17 protein-coding genes and 1 pseudogene are annotated in these 21,021 nt (G+C 72.9%); 9 read left to right on the top strand and 9 right to left on the bottom strand.

Annotated elements, in window-relative coordinates:
* From EW117_RS27510 to EW117_RS27495, 4 genes and pseudogenes are all read left to right on the top strand, one after another.
* Positions 1-231: pseudogene (locus EW117_RS27510) on the top strand (hypothetical protein); the annotation flags it as partial.
* The gene (locus tag EW117_RS27505; RefSeq protein WP_242504610.1) at positions 228-2,006 is read left to right on the top strand and encodes a Y-family DNA polymerase; all 1,779 of its coding nucleotides are present in this window, start codon (positions 228-230) and stop codon (positions 2,004-2,006) included. The pseudogene EW117_RS27510 and the gene EW117_RS27505, both read left to right, overlap by 4 nt.
* Positions 1,999-5,622 carry an error-prone DNA polymerase gene (locus EW117_RS27500; RefSeq protein WP_129789918.1) on the top strand — a complete coding sequence of 1,208 codons (3,624 nt, stop codon included), beginning with the start codon at positions 1,999-2,001 and terminating at the stop codon, positions 5,620-5,622. Before EW117_RS27505 ends, EW117_RS27500 begins: the two co-directional genes overlap by 8 nt.
* A gap of 444 nt (positions 5,623-6,066) precedes the next feature.
* The gene (locus EW117_RS27495; RefSeq protein WP_129789917.1) at positions 6,067-8,307 is read left to right on the top strand and encodes an alpha/beta hydrolase-fold protein; all 2,241 of its coding nucleotides are present in this window, start codon (positions 6,067-6,069) and stop codon (positions 8,305-8,307) included.
* 121 nt (positions 8,308-8,428) lie between these two features.
* Here EW117_RS27495 and EW117_RS27490 read toward each other — a convergent pair whose 3' ends face one another.
* The 3 genes from EW117_RS27490 to EW117_RS27480 form a co-directional block, all read right to left on the bottom strand.
* Positions 8,429-8,809, bottom strand: a complete 381-nt coding sequence (locus EW117_RS27490; protein WP_129789916.1) for a hypothetical protein — start codon at positions 8,807-8,809, stop codon at positions 8,429-8,431.
* A gap of 121 nt (positions 8,810-8,930) precedes the next feature.
* Positions 8,931-10,376 carry a dihydrolipoyl dehydrogenase family protein gene (locus tag EW117_RS27485; RefSeq protein WP_129789915.1) on the bottom strand — a complete coding sequence of 482 codons (1,446 nt, stop codon included), beginning with the start codon at positions 10,374-10,376 and terminating at the stop codon, positions 8,931-8,933.
* A 1-nt stretch (position 10,377) separates the two neighbouring features.
* The gene (locus tag EW117_RS27480) at positions 10,378-10,935 is read right to left on the bottom strand and encodes a hypothetical protein (protein ID WP_129789914.1); all 558 of its coding nucleotides are present in this window, start codon (positions 10,933-10,935) and stop codon (positions 10,378-10,380) included.
* Between the two features lie 126 nt (positions 10,936-11,061).
* Between EW117_RS27480 and EW117_RS27475 the strand changes: the two genes are divergently transcribed.
* Positions 11,062-11,637: a TetR/AcrR family transcriptional regulator gene (locus tag EW117_RS27475; RefSeq protein WP_242504609.1), complete on the top strand. Its 576-nt coding sequence runs from the start codon at positions 11,062-11,064 to the stop codon at positions 11,635-11,637.
* A 74-nt stretch (positions 11,638-11,711) separates the two neighbouring features.
* Positions 11,712-13,109, top strand: a complete 1,398-nt coding sequence (locus EW117_RS27470) for a threonine/serine exporter family protein (protein ID WP_129789912.1) — start codon at positions 11,712-11,714, stop codon at positions 13,107-13,109.
* 7 nt (positions 13,110-13,116) lie between these two features.
* On the opposite strand, the gene EW117_RS27465 is transcribed toward EW117_RS27470, so the two are convergent.
* Together EW117_RS27465 and EW117_RS27460 are read right to left on the bottom strand one after the other, a co-directional pair.
* The gene (locus tag EW117_RS27465; RefSeq protein WP_129789911.1) at positions 13,117-15,339 is read right to left on the bottom strand and encodes a serine/threonine-protein kinase; all 2,223 of its coding nucleotides are present in this window, start codon (positions 15,337-15,339) and stop codon (positions 13,117-13,119) included.
* Between the two features lie 64 nt (positions 15,340-15,403).
* A complete protein-coding gene (locus EW117_RS27460; protein ID WP_129789910.1) occupies positions 15,404-15,763 on the bottom strand; it encodes a MerR family transcriptional regulator in 360 nt (119 codons plus the stop codon).
* 52 nt (positions 15,764-15,815) lie between these two features.
* Here EW117_RS27460 and EW117_RS27455 point away from each other — a divergent pair, with 52 nt between their 5' ends.
* The gene (locus EW117_RS27455) at positions 15,816-16,835 is read left to right on the top strand and encodes an aldo/keto reductase (protein WP_129789909.1); all 1,020 of its coding nucleotides are present in this window, start codon (positions 15,816-15,818) and stop codon (positions 16,833-16,835) included.
* A 34-nt stretch (positions 16,836-16,869) separates the two neighbouring features.
* Here EW117_RS27455 and EW117_RS27450 read toward each other — a convergent pair whose 3' ends face one another.
* Entirely contained in the window at positions 16,870-17,334 is a 465-nt protein-coding gene (locus tag EW117_RS27450; protein WP_129789908.1) for an HtaA domain-containing protein, read from the bottom strand.
* A 142-nt stretch (positions 17,335-17,476) separates the two neighbouring features.
* Between EW117_RS27450 and EW117_RS27445 the strand changes: the two genes are divergently transcribed.
* Entirely contained in the window at positions 17,477-18,553 is a 1,077-nt protein-coding gene (locus EW117_RS27445; protein WP_129789907.1) for a glycerophosphodiester phosphodiesterase family protein, read from the top strand.
* Between the two features lie 24 nt (positions 18,554-18,577).
* Here EW117_RS27445 and EW117_RS27440 read toward each other — a convergent pair whose 3' ends face one another.
* Both EW117_RS27440 and EW117_RS27435 read right to left on the bottom strand, forming a co-directional pair.
* Positions 18,578-19,030, bottom strand: a complete 453-nt coding sequence (locus EW117_RS27440; RefSeq protein ID WP_129789906.1) for an ArsR/SmtB family transcription factor — start codon at positions 19,028-19,030, stop codon at positions 18,578-18,580.
* On the bottom strand, positions 19,031-19,675 hold the full coding sequence (locus EW117_RS27435; protein WP_129789905.1) for an SRPBCC domain-containing protein: 645 nt from the start codon (positions 19,673-19,675) through the stop codon (positions 19,031-19,033).
* Between the two features lie 142 nt (positions 19,676-19,817).
* Here EW117_RS27435 and EW117_RS27430 point away from each other — a divergent pair, with 142 nt between their 5' ends.
* Complete coding sequence (locus EW117_RS27430) at positions 19,818-20,414, top strand: GNAT family N-acetyltransferase (protein WP_129789904.1); 597 nt, start codon at positions 19,818-19,820, stop codon at positions 20,412-20,414.
* Positions 20,415-20,619: 205 nt separating this feature from the next.
* Here the strand turns inward: EW117_RS27430 and EW117_RS27425 are convergent, their stop codons facing one another.
* Positions 20,620-21,015, bottom strand: a complete 396-nt coding sequence (locus EW117_RS27425; protein WP_242504608.1) for a hypothetical protein — start codon at positions 21,013-21,015, stop codon at positions 20,620-20,622.
* Positions 21,016-21,021 lie beyond the last annotated feature (6 nt).

The following is a 21,021-nucleotide window of genomic DNA, read 5'->3' as shown; positions in this document are numbered from 1 at the left end:
CTGCGGCGGCGGACCCTGCGGGTGCGGCGGACCGGGCGGGGGAGCGCGGCCCGGCCGCTGTACCTGGACGTGGAGCTGCCGGTGTGCCCCGCGGCCGGCGGGGCCGCGGAACGTGGTGCGGAGCTCGTCGGAGGCGCGGATCGTGTCGCGGAGCAGAGCCCCGTGGCCGGGGAAGCCGGAGCGCCGGGCGATGCCTTCGAGAACCGTCCGCAGCTGGAGCTCGTCGGATGACCACCGACCGCGCCCCGCACACCAGCCGGGCCGACGGCGCCGTCCGTCCCGGCGGGGCCGTCCCCGCCGCCCTCGCCGCGACAGGAGCGGTCACCCGCACCGCCTGCCTCTGGGTGCCCGACTGGCCGGTCGTCGCGGCCCTGGTCGTGGCCGGCCTGGGTCCCGAGACGCCGGCGGCCGTCACGGGCGGTCCCGGCGGGCGGATCGTCGCGGTGTCCGCACCCGCCCGCAGCACCGGGGTGCGCCGCGGCATGCGCCGCCGCGAGGCCCAGGGGCGCTGCCCCGACCTGCAGCTCTGGCCCGCCGACGACGCCCGCGACGCCCGCGAGTTCGAGCCCGTCGCCGTGGCCGCCGAGACCGTGGTCTCGGGGCTGGAGATCGCGCGCCCCGGCCTGCTCCTGCTGCCGTCGGGCGGCGCCGCGCGCTACCACGGCTCCGAGCACGATCTGGCCCGCGAGCTGACGGAACAGGTCGCCGTCCGCACCGGTCACGAGTGCCAGGTCGGGGTCGCGGACGGCTTCCTGGCCGCGGTCCTGGCGGCGCGCGACGACGCCGTCGTACCGCCGGGTGCCTCGCGGGACTACCTCGCGCTCCGTCCCGCGGCCGTGCTCGTGCACGCCCGCCCCGGGGACCGCACCCTGACCGAGCTGGTCGACCTGTGGCGTCGCCTCGGCGTGCGCACCCTGGCGGACCTGGCCGCCCTGCCGGACGCCGCCGTCGCCGCCCGCTTCGGCGACCTCGGCGTGTGGGCCCAGCGACTCGCCCGCGGACAGGACGTGCGGCCCCCGGCCCGGCGTCGGCTCGAGGAGGACCTGACCGTCACCGAGGAGCTGGACCCGCCGGCGGGCCGGGTCGACGTCGCGACCTTCGCCGCCCGCCGCCTGGCCGAACGCCTCCACGACGACCTCGGCCGGCGCGGCCTGGCCTGCGGGCGGCTGCGGATCACGGCGCGCGCCGTCGACCCGGTCACGGGCGAGGCGCGCACCCTGGAACGGCTGTGGCGCACCGACGACACGCTCGGCGGGCTGTCGGCCGCCCGGATCACCGACCGGGTGCGGTGGCAGCTGGAGGGCTGGCTCACGGCGTCGTCCCTCGGGAAGAGCACGGCGCCCGCCCCGATCGCGGGCCTGACCCTGGCCGCCGAGGAGGTCGCGCCCGCCGGTGCACTGCAGCCGCGCCTGTGGGGACCCGGCGCGGGCGAGGACCTGCGCGCGCGCCGGGCCGTCGAGCGCGTGCAGGCGCTGCTCGGCGGCGACGCCGTCCTCACCGTCCGCCTCCAGGGCGGGCGCGACCCCCGCGACCGCGTCCAGCTCGTCCCCTACGGCGAGCAGGTCCCGCCCGAGCGCGAGCCGGACCGGCCCTGGCCCGGCGCGCTGCCGCCCCCGGCGCCGTCGGTGGTGCTGCCCGAGCCCGCCCCCGCGCAGGTGCTCGACGCCGCCGGGCGCCCCGTCGTCGTCGACGTGCGGCTTGCGGTCAGCGGGGACCCGGCGCGCGTCGTCGTGCCCGGGGACGGTGTGGAGGGTGCGGGTGGCGACGATGCGGGTGGTGCGCAGGATGGCGCGGGTGACGGCGCGGTGGGCGGCGCGTGGAGCGGCCTCGACGCCGCGGTCGTCGACTGGGCCGGGCCGTGGCCCGTCGCCGAACGGTGGTGGACACCCAGGGGCAAGCGCCGCGTGTTCCTGCAGGTGGTGGTCGACGCCGCGGGGACCCCGGAGCTCGGTCTGCTGTTGTCGTCGTCGGCCGGGGAGTGGCGTCTGGAGGCGCTCTATGACTGACTACGCCGAGCTGCACGCGCACTCCGCGTTCAGCTTCCTCGACGGCGCCTCCCACCCCGAGGAGCTCGCCGCCGAGGGCAAGCGCCTCGGGCTGAAGGCGCTCGCGATCACCGACCACGACGGGCTGTACGGGGTGGTGCGGTTCTCGGAGGCCGCGAGGAAGGTCGGGCTCAAGACGGCGTTCGGGGCGGAGCTGCACCTGCCGGCTCCCGCAGGTTCGGGCGCCCCCGTGCTCGACCCGCCCACCGGGACCCCCGACCCGCGCGCCACGCACCTGCTCGTGCTCGCGCGTGGCGCGCACGGTTACCGCAACCTGTCACGGGCCATCGGTGCCGCGCACCTCGACGCCGGCGTCAAGGGTGCCGCGAACTACACGCTGGAAGGCCTGGGCGAGGAGTCGGGAGGCGAGTGGCTGGTCCTGACGGGCTGCCGCAAGGGCGCCGTCCGCCAGGCCCTGATGCCCCCGTTGAGTGCGGGATATTCGCCCTCTCAGAGCGTCTCGACAGGGCGAATATCCAGCACTCAACGATGGGGGGAGAGCCGGGTCGATCGGCTGGCCGGTGCGCGGTACGAGATCGAGCGGCTGGTTGATGCCTTTGGGCGGGAGAATGTCGCCGTCGAGATCACCGCTACCGGCGACCCCCGCGACGCCGACCTGCACGACGCGCTCGCCCTCCTCGCCGCCGACGCACGACTGCCGCTGGTCGCCACCACCGCCGCGCACTACGCGCGACCCCGGGACGCCGACCTGGCCGGGGCGCTCGCCGCCGTCCGGGCCCGGTCGAGCCTGGACGACCTGGACGGCTGGCTGCCCGGCGCGCCCACCGCCCACCTGCGCAGCGGCGACGAGATGGCGCGCCTGCACCGCCGGCACCCGCAGGCCGTGCCGACGGCGGCCGCGCTGGGGGTGGAGTGCTCGTTCGACCTCAAGCTCATCGCCCCCGAGCTGCCGCCCTACGACGTACCGCCTGGGCACGACGAGGCGTCCTGGCTGCGCGAGCTCGCCCACCAGGGCGCGGAGCGGCGGTACGGCCCCCGGGCGGGCAACACGAAGGCCTGGAAGCAGATCGACTACGAGCTGGAGATCATCATCCGCCTCGGTTTCCCCGGGTACTTCCTGGTGGTCTACGACATCGTGGAGTTCTGCCGACGCAACGGGATCCTCGCGCAGGGGCGCGGCAGCGCCGCGAACTCGGCGGTCTGCTACGCCCTGGGGATCACCGCTGTGGACGCGGTGAAGTACGGCCTGCTGTTCGAGCGGTTCCTCGCCGAGGCGCGTAACGGACCGCCGGACATCGACGTCGACATCGAGTCGGTGCGGCGCGAGGAGGTGATCCAGCACGTCTACGACAAGTTCGGGCGCACGCACGCGGCGCAGGTCGCGAACGTCATCTCCTACCGCCCGCGCTCGGCGGTGCGCGACGCCGCCCGCGCGCTCGGCTACGACATCGGGCAGCAGGACGCCTGGTCCAAGTCGATCGAACGCTGGGGGACGCTGAAGCCCCCGGCGACCCCGGCGCCGTCGGCCGGCACGGTGCCCGACGGCGGCACGACGCCCGGGCCGCCGTCGGCCGAACCGCCGAACAAGACCGCCGCCAAGGATGCCCGGACGACCGCGCTGTGGGGTCCGCGGGAACCTCGCCCGCACGTCGGGCACGTGGACGGCGGGCGGCCCGGCCCCGGGCGCACGAACACAGGTGCCCCCGGGATCTTCGTCGACGTGCTCGTCGACGAGCCGCGCGCCCCGGGAGAACCCCGGCCGGACCGTGCCGACGACACCCACGACGTCGTCCCGTTCCGCACACCGCCGTCGGCCGCGGAGGACGGGGAGATCCCCGACGACGTGCTCGACCTCGCAGACCGGATGCTCCGCCTGCCCCGGCACCTGGGCATCCACTCGGGCGGCATGGTCATGTGCGACCGCCCGGTGATCGAGGTGGTCCCCGTGGAGTGGGCCCGCATGGAGGGCCGCACGGTGCTGCAGTGGGACAAGGAGGACTGCGCGGACGCGGGACTGGTGAAGTTCGACCTGCTGGGCCTGGGCATGCTGACCGCCATCCGGTACGCGTTCGAGTTCGTCGAGGAGTACACCGGGGAGCGGCTCGAGCTGCACGAGCTGCCGCAGGACGACAAGGCCGTCTACGACCTGCTGTGCGCCGCCGACACCGTGGGTGTGTTCCAGGTGGAGTCGCGCGCCCAGATGGCGACGCTGCCGCGGCTGCAGCCGCGAGACTTCTACAGCATCGTCGTGGAGGTCGCGCTCATCCGGCCCGGGCCCATCCAGGGCGGGTCCGTGCACCCGTACATCGAACGGGCCCGCGGGCGGCAGAAGGTGGAGTACGCCCACGAACTGCTGAAGCCCACGCTGGAGCGGACCCTGGGCGTGCCGCTGTTCCAGGAGCAGCTCATGCAGATGGCGATCGACGTCGCAGGGTTCTCGGGCACGGAGGCGGACCAGCTTCGGCGCGCGATGGGATCCAAACGGTCGGTCGAACGCATGGAGGCGCTGCGCGAGCGGTTCTACGCGGGGATGGCCGGCAACGGCGTCGAGCCCGACAAGCAGGACGAGATCTTCGAGAAGCTCAAGGCCTTCGCCGACTTCGGCTTCCCCGAGTCGCACGCCTACTCCTTCGCGTACCTCGTGTACGCGAGCTCATGGCTCAAGGTGTACCAACCCGCCGCGTTCTACGCGGGACTGCTCGCGGCCCAGCCCATGGGGTTCTACTCGCCGCAGTCCCTGGCCGCCGACGCGCGCCGGCACGGCGTGCGCGTGCTGCGGCCCTCGGTGACGCAGTCGCGGGTGCTGGCGAGCGTGGAGCGGGTGGATCCCGCGGAGCCGGGCGAGCCGGTCTCCTCCGTGGCGGGACTCGTCCAGGCCGACCCGGCGCTCGCGGTCCGTATGGGGCTGGAGTCCGTACGTGGCATCGGCAAGGACAAGGCGGAGGAGATCGTCGCGGCGCGGGACGCCGCGGGCACGCCGGACGGCGCCTCGGACGGCACGGGGTTCGCGTCGCTGCGGGACCTCGTGCGGCGGGTCGAGCTGTCGACGGCGCAGCTCGAGGCGCTCGCCACGGCCGGCGCGCTGGAGCCGCTCGGCATCGACCGGCGGGAGGGCCTGTGGGCGGCGGGCGCGCTGGGCCAGGAGGGGCCGACGACACTGCCCGGCGTCAGCGTCGGCGTCGAGGCCCCGATGCTGCCCGGGATGAGCGAGATCGAGCTGTCGCAGGCCGACGCGTGGGCCACCGGCGTCACGCCCGACTCGTACCCGACGCAGCACGTGCGCCCGGGGCTGGAGGCGGCGGGGGTACTCACCGTGGCGCAGGCGATCGTCACCGAGCAGGGCCGCCGGATCGCCGTCGGCGGAGTGGTGACGCACCGGCAGCGGCCGGGCACGGCCGGGGGAGTGACCTTCCTGTCCCTGGAGGACGAGACGGGGCTGCTCAACGTGATCTGCAGCGTCGGGCTGTGGCAGCGGTTCCGGAAGGTCGCGCGGTCGGCGCAGGCCATGGTGGTGCGGGGCCGGATCGAGGCGGCCGACGGCGCCGTGAACCTGGTGGCGGAGCACCTGGCGACGCTGACGCTGACGGTCCCGGCACGGTCGCGGGACTTCCAGTAGCGCGGGGTCCACCGCAGCCTCAGCTGTCGGTCACCACGACCACCTCCGAACGGTCGATCCGTCCGGGGTGCACCTCGTCGTGCGGGAGTCGACGCGTCTCGCCGTCACGTCGTCGATCGGTCACAGAGCGTCTTCCGCGTCTTTCTCAACGGCCGCACTACAACGTCGGAATACCACCGCTTGCTCGTGTAGTGGTGATATCTGCCCAGTTCAGAGCCCTCTATCGACGGGGTGCAGGGTGATTCGCCTCCAACACGTTTACAACGTCGGAATGGCTCGCTAGCCTGACGAGGCGAGCCGCCGTCCAGAGGCGCTCGGTCGCCGTTCAAGGAGGAACAGCGATGAGAGACCCGCATCTGAGGGGCAGACCGCGGGATCCCGCGAGGCGCGGCGTGGCGCCGGTCCTCGTGTCGACGATATCGATTTCGAACGAGAGGCAAGTCAATGGCGATGGAATCTCAGGCAAGGCCCGCCCACCCGGTCCGGCGAGGGCGACAAACGCTCGCGGCTGCGGCGGCGACCGCCGTGGTGGCGGGGGCGTTGCTCGTCGCGCCGTCCGCTGCCGCGCAGGGGGTGAGCAACGACCCGTGGGTGGGTGAGGTGCCGAACAACCCGATCTCGGATGTCTACCGTTTCACGGTGCCCCGCGCGGCGGCGACCGAGGCGACCGGTATCGAGAACGGCCCCGTCGCGGTGCAGGGGAACTTCGGCCCGGGCAAGGCGTGGACCGATCTCAACATGGGGACCAGCGGGTCGAACCTGACCGCCACGCTCGGACCCCTCGAGCCCGGCCTGTACTACTACCAGTACGCCGCGCGCCCCGCTGCGAACCAGGACGCGGTCGCCTTCCGCAACCCCGACGCGCCCCAGGAGGTGACCTCGAAGCCCACCTACAGCACCATGTTCGTCCCCGGACCGGGTGCGGAGTGGCTCGACGACGTGGCCGGCGGCGGCGAGCTCGAGACGCTCGAGTACGGCAAGGGACCTAGTCGTGAGAAGGAAGCGCTCGTGTGGACGCCCCCGGGCTACGACGCCGATCGCGCGGAGCAGTACCCGGTGCTGTACCTGCTGCAGGACGAGGGGCAGAGCTACCGCGAGTGGGTCGAGCTGGGCCGGCTCGGCCAGATCATGGACAACCTCACGCTCGACGGGGACGCCGAGCCGATGGTGGTCGTCATGGGCGACGCCGATACACCGGGCCCCGCCGGCGTGACGCATGAGCTGCTGCCGGCCGTCGAGCGTGCTTTCAACGTCTCAGACAAGGGATCGGGCCGCGCGATCGCCGGAATCGGCCGCGGTGGGGAGCTGGCCCTGAGCGCCGTGGTCGCCAAGCCGCGAGAGTTCACAGGCGTCGGCTCGTTCTCGGGCGGTTACGACAAGGCGATCTCCCGGGACAAGGCCAAGCAGATCAACGACTCGACCGACGTCGTCCGCCTGTACGCGGGCAACGTCACCGACCCCGCGTACGACGACACGGTCGCGCTGGCCGACAGGCTGACGAACGCGGGCGTGGAGTTCCAGCCCGACGGGGCGGATCCCGCGACGGGCGGCACGTGGGACACGTGGCAGAAGAACCTGCACGACTTCGCCGGGCGCATCTTCCAGGAGGTCGACGACGAGGGTCCGAGCGAGGGCCACCTGCCGTTCGTGAAGCATGAGCTGCCGGCGTCGGGCACGACCCCGACGCCGTGGATCGACGAGAACAGCGTCGTCACCTTCGAGCTCGGCCCCGAGTTCGCCGACGCGAACAACATCACCGTCTGGGGCAACTTCGGTCCGGCCGGAAGCTGGCCGCGCACCCACATGGTCCAGCAGGCCGACGGGTCGTGGCGGCTCTCGCTGGCCGTCGAAGGCGGCTCCTATTACTACAAGTTCGTGGTCGACGGCGTGGACCACAAGGACGCCGGCAACCCCACGAAGGTGTTCTCGGAGCCGACGTGGAGCACCTTCACCGCCGAGGGCGACACGGTCCGCGCTCAGTACACCGCCCAGGTTCCGGCCGAAGCACGCGGCGAGGTCAGCGTCATGAGCTACCCGAGCACCGCGGGCGGCGGCTCGCAGCGCTCGGCGTACGTGTGGACGCCCCCGGACTATGATGCGGACCGTGCCGAGGAGTACCCGGTCTTCTACCTGCAGCACGGTGGCGGGCAGACGTGGACCGACTGGGTCGAGGTGGGGTACGTCCAGCGCATCCTGGACAACCACTACCTGCGGGGCACCATGGAGCCGATGGTGGTCGTCATGGCCAACGGGAACGGCGTGGACTTCCCCACGGAGATCACGACGCGCATCGTGCCCGCCGCCGAGGAGCAGTTCAACATCAGCTCCGAGGGCGACCAGCGCGCCCTGGCGGGCCTTTCGATGGGCTCGGGCCACACGCTCAGCACGCTCTGGGCGCACCCGGGCGAGTTCGGCTACATCGGCGCCATGTCGGCGTTCGGTGCGCCGCCGGCCAACGCGGACGTCGCGGCCATCAACGAGGGCACGAAGCTGCTGCGTGTCTACACGGGTGACGTGCAGGACTTCACCTATGGCGCGACGTTGCAGCTGATCGCGGCCATGGAGAGCCGCGGGGTGAACCACGAGTTCGCGCCCGTCATCCCGGGTCCGCACAGCTGGGACGTCTGGCAGAAGTCGCTCATCGACTTCCTCCCCCGACTGTTCACGGAGGGTGCCGACGCATAGTGGCGCGGGGCGCCAGTCACGGTGCGGTCGGCGGGTACATCCCGTCGGCCGCACCGTCGCCCCTGGTGGCGGGACGGCCCACGAAAGTCCCTGTCCCGGCGGGGTCACGAGGCCACGCTCGTCATCGATTGCGCACGAGGCCGCGAGTGACCGCGGCGACGATCGCACCGCCCACGAGTGTGCCGATCAGGACGAGCACCGCGCCGACCGCCCAGAGCCCGGAGTCGTCGGTCGACGAGGCCTGGATCGTCCAGGCCGCCGAGAACGGCAGGCTGACCGCGAGCACCGCGAGCCACGCGGGGAGCAGCAGGGCGCCGATCACCACCAGCCCGACGAGCACGACGACGCACGCGATCACCTGGGGCGCCTCGTAGGGGCCGGTGACGTCTCCTGTGGCGGGGTCGATGTCACGGGTCGTGTCCCGGCCGAGGGTCCACCAGGTCGCCGTCGTCAGTGCGGCGATGATGAACGTGACGAGAGCGGCCATGTACTTGTTGCGCATGATGGCCACAATTGTGCACTGCTCTTGAGCCGGTCCGCCCGGACGCGAACTACGCCGCGACGAGCGGTGAGACCGCCGGCCGCACGAGCGGCCGGCGGTCGAGCGGGCCCTCACACGTGCGCTATGCGGCCCGGCCGTAGGTCTCCAGGAGCCGGAGCCAGACCTCGCTGATCGTGGGGTAGGCGGGGACGGCGTGCCACAGCCGGTCGATCGGCACCTCCGCGGTGATGGCGATCGTCGCGGCGTGGAGCAGCTCGGCGACGTCGGGGCCGGCCACGGTGAAGCCGACGAGCACCTTCCGGTCCTCGTCGACGATCATGCCGGCCCTGCCGGTGTACCCGTCGGCGTGCAGCCCGGCGCCGGCGACGGCCCCGAGGTCGTACTCGACGGCGCGGACCCGCAGCCCGGCCGCCTGAGCGGATGCGGAGGTGTGGCCCACGGACGCGATCTCCGGGTCGGTGAAGATCACCTGGGGGACGGCGCAGTCGTCGGCGGTGGCCGCGTGCCGGCCCCAGGGCGCGAGGTCGACGGGGTTGTCGCCGGCCCGGGCGACGAGGGTCTCGCCCAGCGCCCTGGCCTGGTACTTGCCCTGGTGCGTCAGCAGCGCACGATGGTTGACGTCGCCCGCTGCGTAGAGCCAGCCGTCGCCGACGGGCGTGCCGTCGCTGCCGAGCACCCGCAGGGACTCGTCCACGCGCAGCCAGTCCCCGGGAGTCAGCCCCACGTGGTCCAGGCCGACCGTGCTCGTGTTCGGTTTCCGGCCGGTGGCGACCAGCACCTCGTCGGTCACCAGCGTCGTGCCGTCCGCGAGGGCGAGGTGCACCGTCCCGGCCACGTCCCGGCGGACGCTCTCGGGCTCGGTGCGCAGGTGCAGGGCCACACCCTGCGCCTTCAGCCGCTCGGCCACCAGGTCGCTCGCGAACGGCTCCACCGCGGGCAGCAGCCCGTCGCGAGCGATCATCGTGACCTGTGCGCCGAGGGCGGCGTAGGCCGTCGCCATCTCGGTCCCCACCACGCCGCCGCCGATGATCGCCAGCCGGCCGGGGACCGCCTCGGCGGACGCGGCCTCCCGGCTGGTCCACGGCGCGGCGTCGGCCAGGCCGGGGACGTGCGGGACGCGGGCGCTGCTGCCGGTCGCGATGACCACTGCGTGCCGGGCGGTCAGGGCTGTCGTGCGCCCGTCGGCGGCCGTGACCTCGACGGTGCGGGCGGCGCTGATCCGTCCGACACCGCGCAGCAGCGTGATGCCGGCGCTCTCCAGCCAGGCGACCTGGCCGTCGTCGTGCCAGTGGGAGGCGAAGGCGTCGCGCCGGGCCAGCACCGCGGTGGCGTCCAGCTCTCCGGTCACGGCGGCGTTCGCCCCGGGCAGGTCCCGGACCGCGCGCAGCGCGGCGGCGTCCCGCAGGAGGGCCTTGGTGGGCATGCAGGCCCAGTAGGAGCACTCCCCGCCGACCAGCTCGCTCTCCACGATCGCGACCGTGAGGCCGCCCTTGACGGCGCCGTCGGCGACGTTCTCGCCGACCGGGCCTGCGCCGATGACCACGACGTCGAAGGTGTTCTCGGTCACGTCAGCTCTCCTTCTTGGCGACGCGGTGCAGGCGCAGCGCGGAGACGAGGAAGAAGATGCCGCCCAGGACCGCGTATCCGGCGACCGTGGTGAGTATCGCGTTCGGGCCGCCGGCTGTGAGGTAGAAGTTCGTGCCCGCGAGCACGGAGATGCCGCCGCTGAGGATCATGGCCCACTGGCCACCCAGCCGGTAGCGGCGGATGGCGACGATGAGCTGCACGGCGCCCGCCGTGATCGCCCAGACGCCCCACACGCGCAGGACGGCGGGGATGCCCGAGGTCACGGCGACGGCCAGCCCGATGGCGGTGAGCAGGCTCAGGCCCATGTTGAAGTACAGGCCGACCGTGGGCCGCGCGGTCTTCGAGGACCGGAAGTCGACGACGGCGGCGGCGACGTCGAACAGCGGGTACAGCACCAGCAAACCGATCGTGACCGGGCCGAGGCTCTTGCCGACGGCGAACATCAGCACCGCCCACACGATGGCGAAGCCGAACCGGACGAAGTACAGGTTCCGCAGCGAGACGGCGGTGGCGGTCGATGAGTCCGTAGTGGTTGTCATGAGGTTCCTTGTGATCGAGGATACGTCTAGGTAGAATGACTAGTCACTCCATCAGTCTGGACAGTACACATCCACGAGCGCCGGACGCAAGGAGAGCGAGGAGAGTGGCCCCGTATGATCGCGACCGTGCAAGTTTCCATGCGTGACCGCCTGATCGAGGCCGCCAACGAGCTGTTCTACGCGCAAGGGCTGCGCGCGGTGAGCGTCGACAAGGTGATCGACCGCGCGGGCACCACGAAGGTGACGTTCTACCGCCACTTCCAGAGCAAGGACGACCTGATCGTCGCCTACCTCGAGTTCCGCGCGGAGCTCGAACGGAACGGCGTCGACGCGGCGATCGCCCACGGTGACGGCGACGTCGACGCCACGCTGCGCCTGATGGCCGAGCACACCGGGACGGCGGCGTGCACGCCAGGCTTCCGCGGGTGCCCCTTCATCAACGCGGCCGCGGAGTACCCCGACCGGGACAGCACGGTCCGCAAGGTCGTCGACACGCACCGAGACTGGTGGACGAGCGCGTTCGAACGGCTCGTGTCACCGCTCGGGCTGGCCGATCCCGCCGCGATCGCCGACGACCTCATGCTGCTGCGCGACGGCATCATGGTCGCCGGCTACCTCGGGGACCCGGCGAAGGTCGCGGCCTCGTTCCTCCGCAGCTGCCAGGCCGTCATCCGGTGCGCACCCCGCACGTCCGCGCAGTAGCCTCCGTGCGGTAGCAAGCGGCTCCGCTGCCGGGACGGATGCCGGTGACGACGTCCGTCAGCACAATGGGGTGCATGCCCCAGCCAGCTCGCCGAAGCCTGTACGCGACCGTGCGCAGAGTCCTGCACACGGATCCCTCCGAGGCGCCGGCCACCGAGGTGCATCCCGCCGTCGACGACACGATGGTGATCCGGGCCCTGGACCTGGCGATGCGGATCGGCGAGTCGATGTTCGCGGTCGGCGCGTCAGCACACGAGGTGACCCTGGCGATCACGCGCGTCGCCGGCGCGTACGGGCTCCAGGGCGTGCACGTGGACGTGACCTACACGTCGATCGCCCTGTCGTACCACCCCAGCGGTGAGGGCTGGCCGCACACGCTGCTCCGGGTCGTGCGCGTGGCAGCGCCCGACCACACGAAGCTGCAGCGTATGCAGGCGTTGCTGATCGCCGTCGACGACGGGATGGACCTCGACGAGGCACGCGTCGCGTTCCGGGCGATCCGTCGGGTGCCGTTCCGGTACCGGCAACCGGTCGTCGTGGTCGCCCGGGCGCTGCTCGCCGTCGGCGCGAGCATCCTGTCCGGGGGATCAGCGGTGCTGGTGGGGCTCACGTTCGTCGCGGCGCTCGGAGCCGCGGCGACCCAGTCCGGGCTCGCCCGGCTGCGCGTGCCGTCCTTCTTCAGCCAGATCGCGGGTGCCTTCGTCACCACGGTGGTCGCGGTGGTCGTGTCCGCTCTCGCCGCCGCGGACGTCGAACCGTTCGCAGGGGTGCAGCCGTCCATCATCGTGGCGTCCGGGATCGTCCTCATGCTGTCCGGGCTCACCGTGGTGGGCGCGGCGCAGGACGCGATCGACGGGTTCGCGCTCACCGCGGCGGGACGCATCCTCGACCTCACGCTGCAGACGCTCGGCCTGGTGGTGGGCATCCTGGCCGGGCTGGAGGCCGGCAGCGTGCTCGGGTTCCGGATGTCCCTGCCGGACGGTTCGCCACCGCTGGGACCGCTGCCGAACCAGGTCGGCGGAGCGGTCATCATCGCGGTCGCGGTGGCGCTGTTCAACGGCGCCGGCGCGCGCATCGTCGCCGTCAGCGCTGTGCTGGGCACGGTCACGGCGCTCAGCCACGCGATGGTGCTGACGTCGGACCTGCACGAAGCGGCCGCGAGCGGCATCGCGGCGCTGCTGGCCAGCTTCGTCGGCGTCCTCATCGCCCACAACCTGCACGTGCCGTCCGTCGCGGTGACGACGGCGGCCATCGTGCCGCTGGTGCCCGGCGGCGCCGTGTTCTACGGGCTGCTCGGCATGGTGCAGGCCGACCCGGCATCGGCTGCCGGAGGCGGGGCCGCCTCCCTCGTCCTGGCGGCATCCATCGGGATCGGGCTGGCGGCGGGTGCGTCGCTGGGCATCTATCTCGGAACACCGGTGCGAGCGACGTTGGCCGGCGTCGCGCGTTCCCGGGCGCGCGTCCGGCGCTGACGGCGCGTCAGACCAGCTGCAGCAGGCTGGCGCCGTTTGCCCACAGCGCGGCCGAGCCAGCGCCGACGAGCACGGCGGAGATGACGTAGAACCAGATCCGCATCCGGTGCCCGAGGATGCGCAACAGAGCAGCCAGACCGAGCGCGGCGACCGCCAGTGCGGGGGCGGCGAGGAACGGGTCGCCCGCCTGGGGATCCTGGGTGACCAGCAGGTACACGCCGCCCAGGAGCAGCAGCCGGGGGACCCAGCGCAGCAGGGCGCCGAGCAGGCGCACGGGCCACGGGCGCCGGCGCGGCGGAACCGGGGCCCGGGCGGGAGGCCTGGGCTGCACGCTCGGTTGCGCGCCGGGCCGGATGCCCGGCTGCATGCTCGGCGGGCGCTGCGCGGGCGGCCGCTGCGCGGCGGGCGGCTGCATGACGGGCATCGGGCGGGTGGGGTGCACCGAAGGGCTCGGTCCCGCCGGACGTGGCGCCGGCCCGAGGTGCTTGACCGGGCTCTTCCGCGGCTCGAACGACTGCGGGGGCGGGACCACGCTGCGGACGACCTGGGTCGCCGCCGCCGACTGCGGCGCGGCAGACGTGGGTGAGGCCGACGGAGGACCGGCTTCCGGCCTGCCGCTGACGGGCGCCCGCTCGCTCGCCGGCGCGGGCTCCGGGCTGCGGAACGCGCGCCAGCCCCGGAGCGTGTCCGAGTGGCCGTCCGCGGGCGACGTGACGCGCCAGCGCATCGCCTCCCAGATCCAGTCCTTGATCTCGGCAGGCGTGCGGCCACCGGCGACGTGCACGCCGATCTCCGCGATGTGGTCGGCGACGACCTGCTCCGCGGCGCCGTCGAAACCGTCGGCGTGCAGCTCGGCCAGGACGTTCATGAGCGCGCGGTCGTACACGAGCGCGTGCCACGGTTCCGGGGTACGCGAGCTGGGCGTGGCGTCGTCCGGCGCATCAGGGTCGCGCTGGAGCACCTTGGTGTGGCCCCGGCCGTGCAGCACGTCCGTCGCCGGGAGCGCGGCCACCTCGGCGGCCGTCACGCCGTCGCTGAGCACCTGCGAGGTGAGCAGCAGCGTCGGGTCGGGCGTCGTGCTGGCGAGGCGCGCACGCAGCACGCCCGCGATGTTCTCCAGCGGCGGCCGGTGGTTCGGCTGGTACCGGGTCATGGCGAGGATCAGCGACTGCAGGTGCCGGTCGATGGGCGGCGGCACGGGCAGGGGGTCCTCGTCCGGGACGACGTCGGCCGGCTCCTCGTCCACCAGGTCGGTGGCCACCAGGTCCCGGCCCAGGAAGTTCAGGTCCAGCGGCAGCGTGCCCGTGCTCGCGTACACGAGCAGCAGCCCCAGGCTGTACACGTCCGACCGCGGGTGCACACGGCGCCCGAACAGCTCCGGCGCCATGTAGGAGAAGGTCCCGGCCGGCTGGGTGGACGTCGCGGCGTCGAAGACCTTGGCGATGCCCAGGTCGATGAGCACCGCGCGGTCGCCGTCGACCATGATGTTCGCCGGCTTGAGGTCGCGGTGCAGGCAGCGCTGCTCCTGCAGCACGAGCAGGGCGTCGACCAGCTGCATGGCCAGGCGCAGCGCCTCGCGGCCGGACAACGGCCCTTCCTCGCGCACCCGGTCGCGCAGCGTGGTGCCGGGCACGAGCTCCATCGCGAACCAGGGCTGGGTCGCGTCCAGGCCCGCCTCGACGAAGCGCGGGAAACCGCGGCCGTCCAAGCGTTCCAGCAGGTCCGCCTCCTGCACGAAGCGCTCGCGGGCGTCGTCGTGCAGGCCGGTCAGGACCTTGAGGGCCACCTCGTCGCCGTCGTCGGACTGCGCGCGGTACACGTGCGCGAAACCGCCGTGGCCCAGCGCCTCGGCGAGGGTGAACCGGCCCAGGCGCTCGCCGCTGGCGGGGATGCGGCGGACGGGGCGCATGGGGAGCGCGGCGGCGAGCGGGGCGGGGGCGGGCTCCGGAACGGACTCGGCTTCGGGTTCGGCCTCTGGCGCCGGCGCGGCTGCGGACGGCTCGGGCTCGGGTTCGGGGTCCGGAGCTGGGACGGCCGCGGGCTCCACGGTCGGCTCTTCCGCGAGCTCGGCCTCCGAAGTGAGCTCGACGACGGCCGGCTCGGCCGCGGGTTCGGGCTTCGGAGCAGGCTCGGCCGCTGGTGCGGGCTCCGGCTCGGGAAGCGGGACCGGACCTGGGTCGACTACCGCCGCAGGCGCGGCCTCGCCGACGCCGGGCGCTGGGGACGTCATGCCAGGCAACTTACCAGCGCGGGTGTGCCCGACCGAGGAAAGTCCGTGGTGTCGGACCTCGACGTCACACCCCCTGCGACCGGTACCACGCGATCTTCTCGCGCAGCTTCTCCTGCTGGCTGCGCAACGCATCGATCGACTCCTGCACCCTCCGGTCGTGATCCTCGAGCAGCGCCACCCGCGCCGCGAGCGTCGCCTCGTCCAGCGCCAGCTCGGCGTACCGCTTGAGGTCGGCGATCGGCATGCCGGTGTCGCGCAGGCAGTGGACCAGGTCGAGCCAGCCGAGGTCATCGTCGGTGTAGGCACGATGCCCGCCCGACGTGCGCGCGATGGGCCGCAGGATGCCCTCCCGCTCGTAGTACCGCAGCGTGTCGATGCTGAAACCGGAGACCTCGGCGGCCTGTGCGGGCGAATAGGTGGTCATATTCAGATCTTGCCCTTGACCTGGAGCACGCTCCAGGGTTTTCGCTCGTCTCATGACCAGATCGCAGGACACTCGAACCACCACAGAGACCACTCCACGATCCGGCACCGCCCACGACACTCCGCCCGCCGAGCGCCTGGTGCTCGGCGCGATGATGTTCGGCACCGCCGTGGACGAGGCGACGTCGTTCGCCGTCCTGGACCGGTTCGTCGATGCCGGCGGCCGGTGGATCGACACCGCCGACTGCTACGCCTTCGGGTCGAGCGAGTCCGGCTACGGCGGCCAGAGCGAGGAACTGCTCGGACGCTGGTTGGCCGCGCGCCCCGGCGTCCGCGACCGCATCCTGCTCTCCACCAAGTTCGGGGCCGAGCCGCGCGACGCCACCAACTGGCCCGCCTCCCGCACCGGGCTGTCGGCGTCCGCGATCCGCGAGCAGATCACCGGCAGCCTGCGCCGTCTCGGCACCGATCATGTCGACCTCGCGTGGGGCCACATGGAGGACCGGTCGGTCCCGATCGAGGAGACCGCGGACGCCTGCGCGGCCCTCGTGTCCGACGGTGTCGTGGCCCGCATCGGCCTCTCCAACCACCCGGCGTGGCGGGTCGAGCGGGCGCGGCGGCACGCCGTCGCGCAGGGGCTGGAGCCGTTCAGCATGGTCCAGCACGCCTACACCTACCTCCAGCCGCGCCCGGGCACGCTCACCGGGAACCACCGCTTCGGCTGGCTGAACGACGACCTGGTCGACCTGGCCGCCGTCGAAGACCTGGAGGTGTGGGTCTACACGCCGCTGCTGTCCGGGGCGTACGACAACCCGGCCAAGCCGATCCCCGAGGTCTTCGACCACCCGGGCAGCACCCAGCGGCTGGCCGTGCTGGACGACGTCGCTGCTCAGGTCGGCGCATCGCGCGGCCAGGTGGTGCTCGCCTGGCTCGCGGCCCGCGGCATCCGGCCGATGCTGGGCGGCAGCAAGGTGCACCAGCTCGACGCTGCCGTCGAGGCCCTGTCGCTGGAGCTTCCGGCCGAACTCCTGGAGCTGATGAACGGGGTGGACGTCACCCCGCCTTACGCGTGACCGGCTGCACGACGGCGCCGCGGGCGCTGACGAGTCAGGACAGGTCGATCGTCAGCGGCTCGAAGGCGGTGCCCGCGGGGTAGCTGCCGCCCCAGAGCTTCGCGCCGTCGTCGGTCAGCTCGACCTGCTGCCAGGTGAGCCGCGCGCCGTCGTCGGACCGCTCCGGGGCGCCCACCAGGCGGAACGCGACAGTGCGGACGTCCGCGTCGCGGTCCCGGATGGACATGGCCCAGTCGGGGCCGCCGTCGGCGGGGGCGGTGACCTCGATGTCGGCGACCTCGCCGACGAACGAGCCGAAGTGCCCGATGAAGACCACCGATCCCGTGAATCCGAACAGGGCGGCGTCGGGGGAGGGGGCCGGACTGCGTTCCGGGTCGAGCGGGAACTGGAACGATGCGGCGCTGCCGCCGACGTCGTCGTCCTGCACGATGCGGCCGCCTGGCGCCCCCATCACGTACATCAGCAGGCTTTGCTTGATCTCCCAGTCCAGATGAGCCACCCGAGAACGTTACCCCTGCCTGGGCGTCCGTCACGTCGAGCGCACGGTGTGCGGACGAGGTCGCCGCGCGTTCACCTCGGCGTCGCCCGCGGGACGACGCCGGGTCTTGCGGCGGCCACGTGCCCTGTCCAGGCTCGGACGCATGAGAACTACCCAGCAACGTCGTCTCACCACAGCCCTCGCCGTGACCCTCGCGGGCGGGCTGGCCCTGGGCGCCGCCCCGGCGTCGGCCCTGTCCGGAGGCCACGACCGTACCTTCGACCTCCAGGCGCACCGCGGCGGCGTCGCGCTCACGGTCGAGAACACGCTCCCCGCGTTCGACAACGCCCTCGCGCTCGGCGTCAGCACGCTCGAGCTCGACGTGCAGATCACGCAGGACGGGTACGCCGTCGTGACGCACGACCGCGACCCGAACCCGGCCAAGTGCGTGGACACGGAGCCGGCGTTCGAAGGCGACCCCGAGTTCCCGTACGTCCCCAACAAGACGTACATCAAGGACCTCACGCTCGCGCAGGTCCGCACCATCGACTGCGGCTCGCTGCGCCAGCCGCAGTTCCCGGAGCAGGAGCTGCACCCGGGCGAGCGCATGCCGCTGCTGTCCGAGGTGCTGCGGCTGGTCAACCGCCACCGCGCGCACAAGGTCACGCTCAACATCGAGACCAAGGTCGAGGCCGGCGCCCCCGAGCAGACGGCGCCGCGCGAGCAGTTCCTGCAGGCCGTCGCCCGCGAGGTGCGCAAGGCCCACCTGGTGGACCAGGTCACGATCCAGAGCTTCGACTGGGGCGCACTGATGCGGATGAGCGAGGTCGAGCCGCGCTTCCCGCTGGTGGCGCTGACCAACGGGCAGCAGTTCCTCCAGGTCGGGGCGGCGGGTGCCTCACCGTGGCTCGGCGGCCTGGACATCGACGACTTCCCGGGCTCGATCCAGGAGAAGTTCGTCGCGGCCACGGCGTCGTTCGGCGCCGACGCCGTCTCGCCCGTGCACGGTGACCCGCAGGGCGGCAGCGTGACGGACCCGGGCTACGTTCCGTTCACGACGCCGGAGCTGGTCGAGGCCGCGCACGACGCCGGCCTGGCCGTCATCCCGTGGACCATCGACGACCGCGCCACCATCGAGTCCCTGATGGACATCGGCGTGGACGGCATCATCACCGACCGCCCAGACCTGCTGCGCAGCATCATGGCGGAGCGCCACCTGAAGCTGCCCAAGCGGTACTGACCGGCGGTGCGGCGGGCTCGGGCGTCAGCCCGCCGCCTCGTCCGCCGGGGCCGCGGTCGGCGGTGTTCGACGGCGTTCCCGGCGTCCGCGGACCAGCTCCGTCGCCAGGGCGTCGAGCGGCTGGGCGAACGTGTCCTCGAAGCGGGCGAGCCAGGCGCGGGCGGCGGCCGTCCCGGCGTCGTCCACGGCGTAGAGGCGGCGCGTGCCCTCGGCGCGCACCCGCACCAGGCCGGCCTCCCGGAGCACCTTGAGGTGCTGCGAGACGGCCGGCTGGGTGATGCGCACGCGGGCCTGCAGTGCGGTGACGAGGGCGCCGGCGGGCTGCTCGCCCGGAACCAGCAGCTCCAGCAGCCGACGCCGGACCGGGTCGCCGAGCGCCTCGAAGACGCCCGCCCGCGCCGAGTCGAGCGCGGCGCCGGGTTCCCGCACGGCACGGCCGTCGGACCCGAGCGCGCCCGCCCGGGCGGCGGCCGGCATTCAGGACTCCGGCGGCGTGGTGTAGAACGCCAGCGTGCGCTCTCCGGCGGCGCGAGCCTGGTCGGCGTCGTCCCCGGCGGCGATGGCAGCGTCGACCCAGCCGGTGTTGGCGAGCCGGGCGAACTCGATGCCCTCGGGCGAGAGCGACCACGCCTGAACCTCGGCGGGGTCCAGGCTCTCGCCGCTGGCGAGGTGCAGGCCGAGACCCATGAGGCCGAGGTCCCAGCCGACGCCGGTGGCGCCCGGGCCGTACTGCTTCCAGAGGTCGGGGTCGACCGCCGCCTCGTGCACGAGCTCGAGGGTGGTGCCGCCGTCGGCCGGGGTGAGGTGGACGGTGAGCCAGGAGACCATGCCTCCGAACTCCCAGGTGACCGCGAAGTTCTCGGGCGCGGCGCAATGCTCGACGGTGCCGCCCGCGTTGCCCTCGAGCTGGTAGTGGCCGCCGACCGTGAGGTCGCCGCTGACCGGGAGGAACCAGCGGGGGAGGCGTTCGGCGGAGGTCAGGGCGTCCCAGAGGTCGTCCTGCTCGGCGGCGTAGGTGCGGCGCGCGACGGCGACCTTGGTCGGCACGCCGTCCCGGGTGCTGTCGCGGACCTCGCGACTCACGAGGCCGGCGGTGGTGGCGGGGTCGATGACGGTGGGCATGTGAACTCCTTCTATAAGCGGATACTTATGTTATGCCACAAGGGCTCGAGGATGGCAAGCGAGCGAGGTTTCTCCGCTCGATAAAAAAGTGTGCCAAGCGGCGCCCGCCACGGGTGTCGGTGAGGCGGAGTAGGTTCCGAACATGACCCAGATCGCCGTGCTTCCCGCGACCGCCGAACGGTTCGGTGACATCGCCCGCGTCATCAATCCGACCGGGCGCGAGCAGGCATGCTGGTGCATGCACTGGCGTGCGCCGGCCAAGGAGGACATCACGACGCGCGCCGCCCGTCTGCGCGAGCTGACGGAGCAGGCGCCGCCGCCGGGGATGCTCGCGTATGTCGGCGGGGGAGATGCCGAGGTCGCGGGCTGGCTCGGGTTCTCGCGGAGGTCTGCGGCGCGGTCGCTGCAGCGGTCCCGGGTGCTGCCCGTCGGCGAGCCCGACTCCTGGTCCACCACGTGGGTGTTCATGTGCGTGACGGTGCGCGCGGGGTTCCGAAGACAGGGCGTGGCCCAGGCGCTGCTCGACGCCGGGGTCGTCTACGCCGCCGCCCACGGCGCGACGGCGCTCGACGCGTTCCCCGTCGAGCCGGAACCGGGCCGCCGCGTGCCAGTGAGTGCGGCGTTCGTGGGCACCGTCGGGATGTTCGAGCGGGCCGGGTTCGACCGGCTGGCCCCGACGGACGCCACGAGCGGCCGCCTGACGCGCTGGCACATGCGGCGTGAGCTCGTGGCAGCGTGAACGCGGCGCCGGCGTGAACGCGGCGCCGGCGTGAACGCGGCGCCGGCGTGAACGCGGCGCCGGCCGAGCGCGGTCCGAGGTGGGTGCGGCGGCGACGCACGAGTCGCCCGCCGCGAGGTTCAAGCCGCACTTGAAGGTTGCGGCGAGCGAGCCTCAAGGGGCACTTGAAGGTTGTCCGCCGCAACGGTCAACCCGTACCCGAGCGTTACTCCTCGACCGGCACGACCACGCACAGCTCGAACGTGTCCCGGCCCCGGCGGAGCAGGTACCGCACGCGCTCCGCCGTCGCCTCGGACGCGTTCTCGTCCTTGTAGCTCCAGCGCACGTCGACCCAGAGCAGGGCGTCGCCGACCTGCTCGACTGCGCGGATGTCCGGCACAGCGGCGACCAGCCCCTGCTCCCGGTAGGCGGCGAGCATGCTGCCGAGGGCGTCGCGCGCGGCCTCGGCATCGGGCACCACGAGGGACCGCTCCGCCTCGACCACCACCGACGGGTAGCCGAGGCTGTCCGTCACGGCTTCGAGGTCGCCCGAGCCGAGCGAGACGCCGTAGCCGACGAGGAACTTGAGCAGGTCGTCCTGGTCGTAAGGAGTACTGGTCATGTCCCC

The organism is Promicromonospora panici, assembly GCF_900608595.1.
Taxonomy (GTDB): Bacteria; Actinomycetota; Actinomycetes; order Actinomycetales; family Cellulomonadaceae; genus Promicromonospora; species Promicromonospora panici.
Note: the sequence above shows the minus strand (reverse complement) of the source record. Positions and strands in the feature narration are given on the sequence as shown.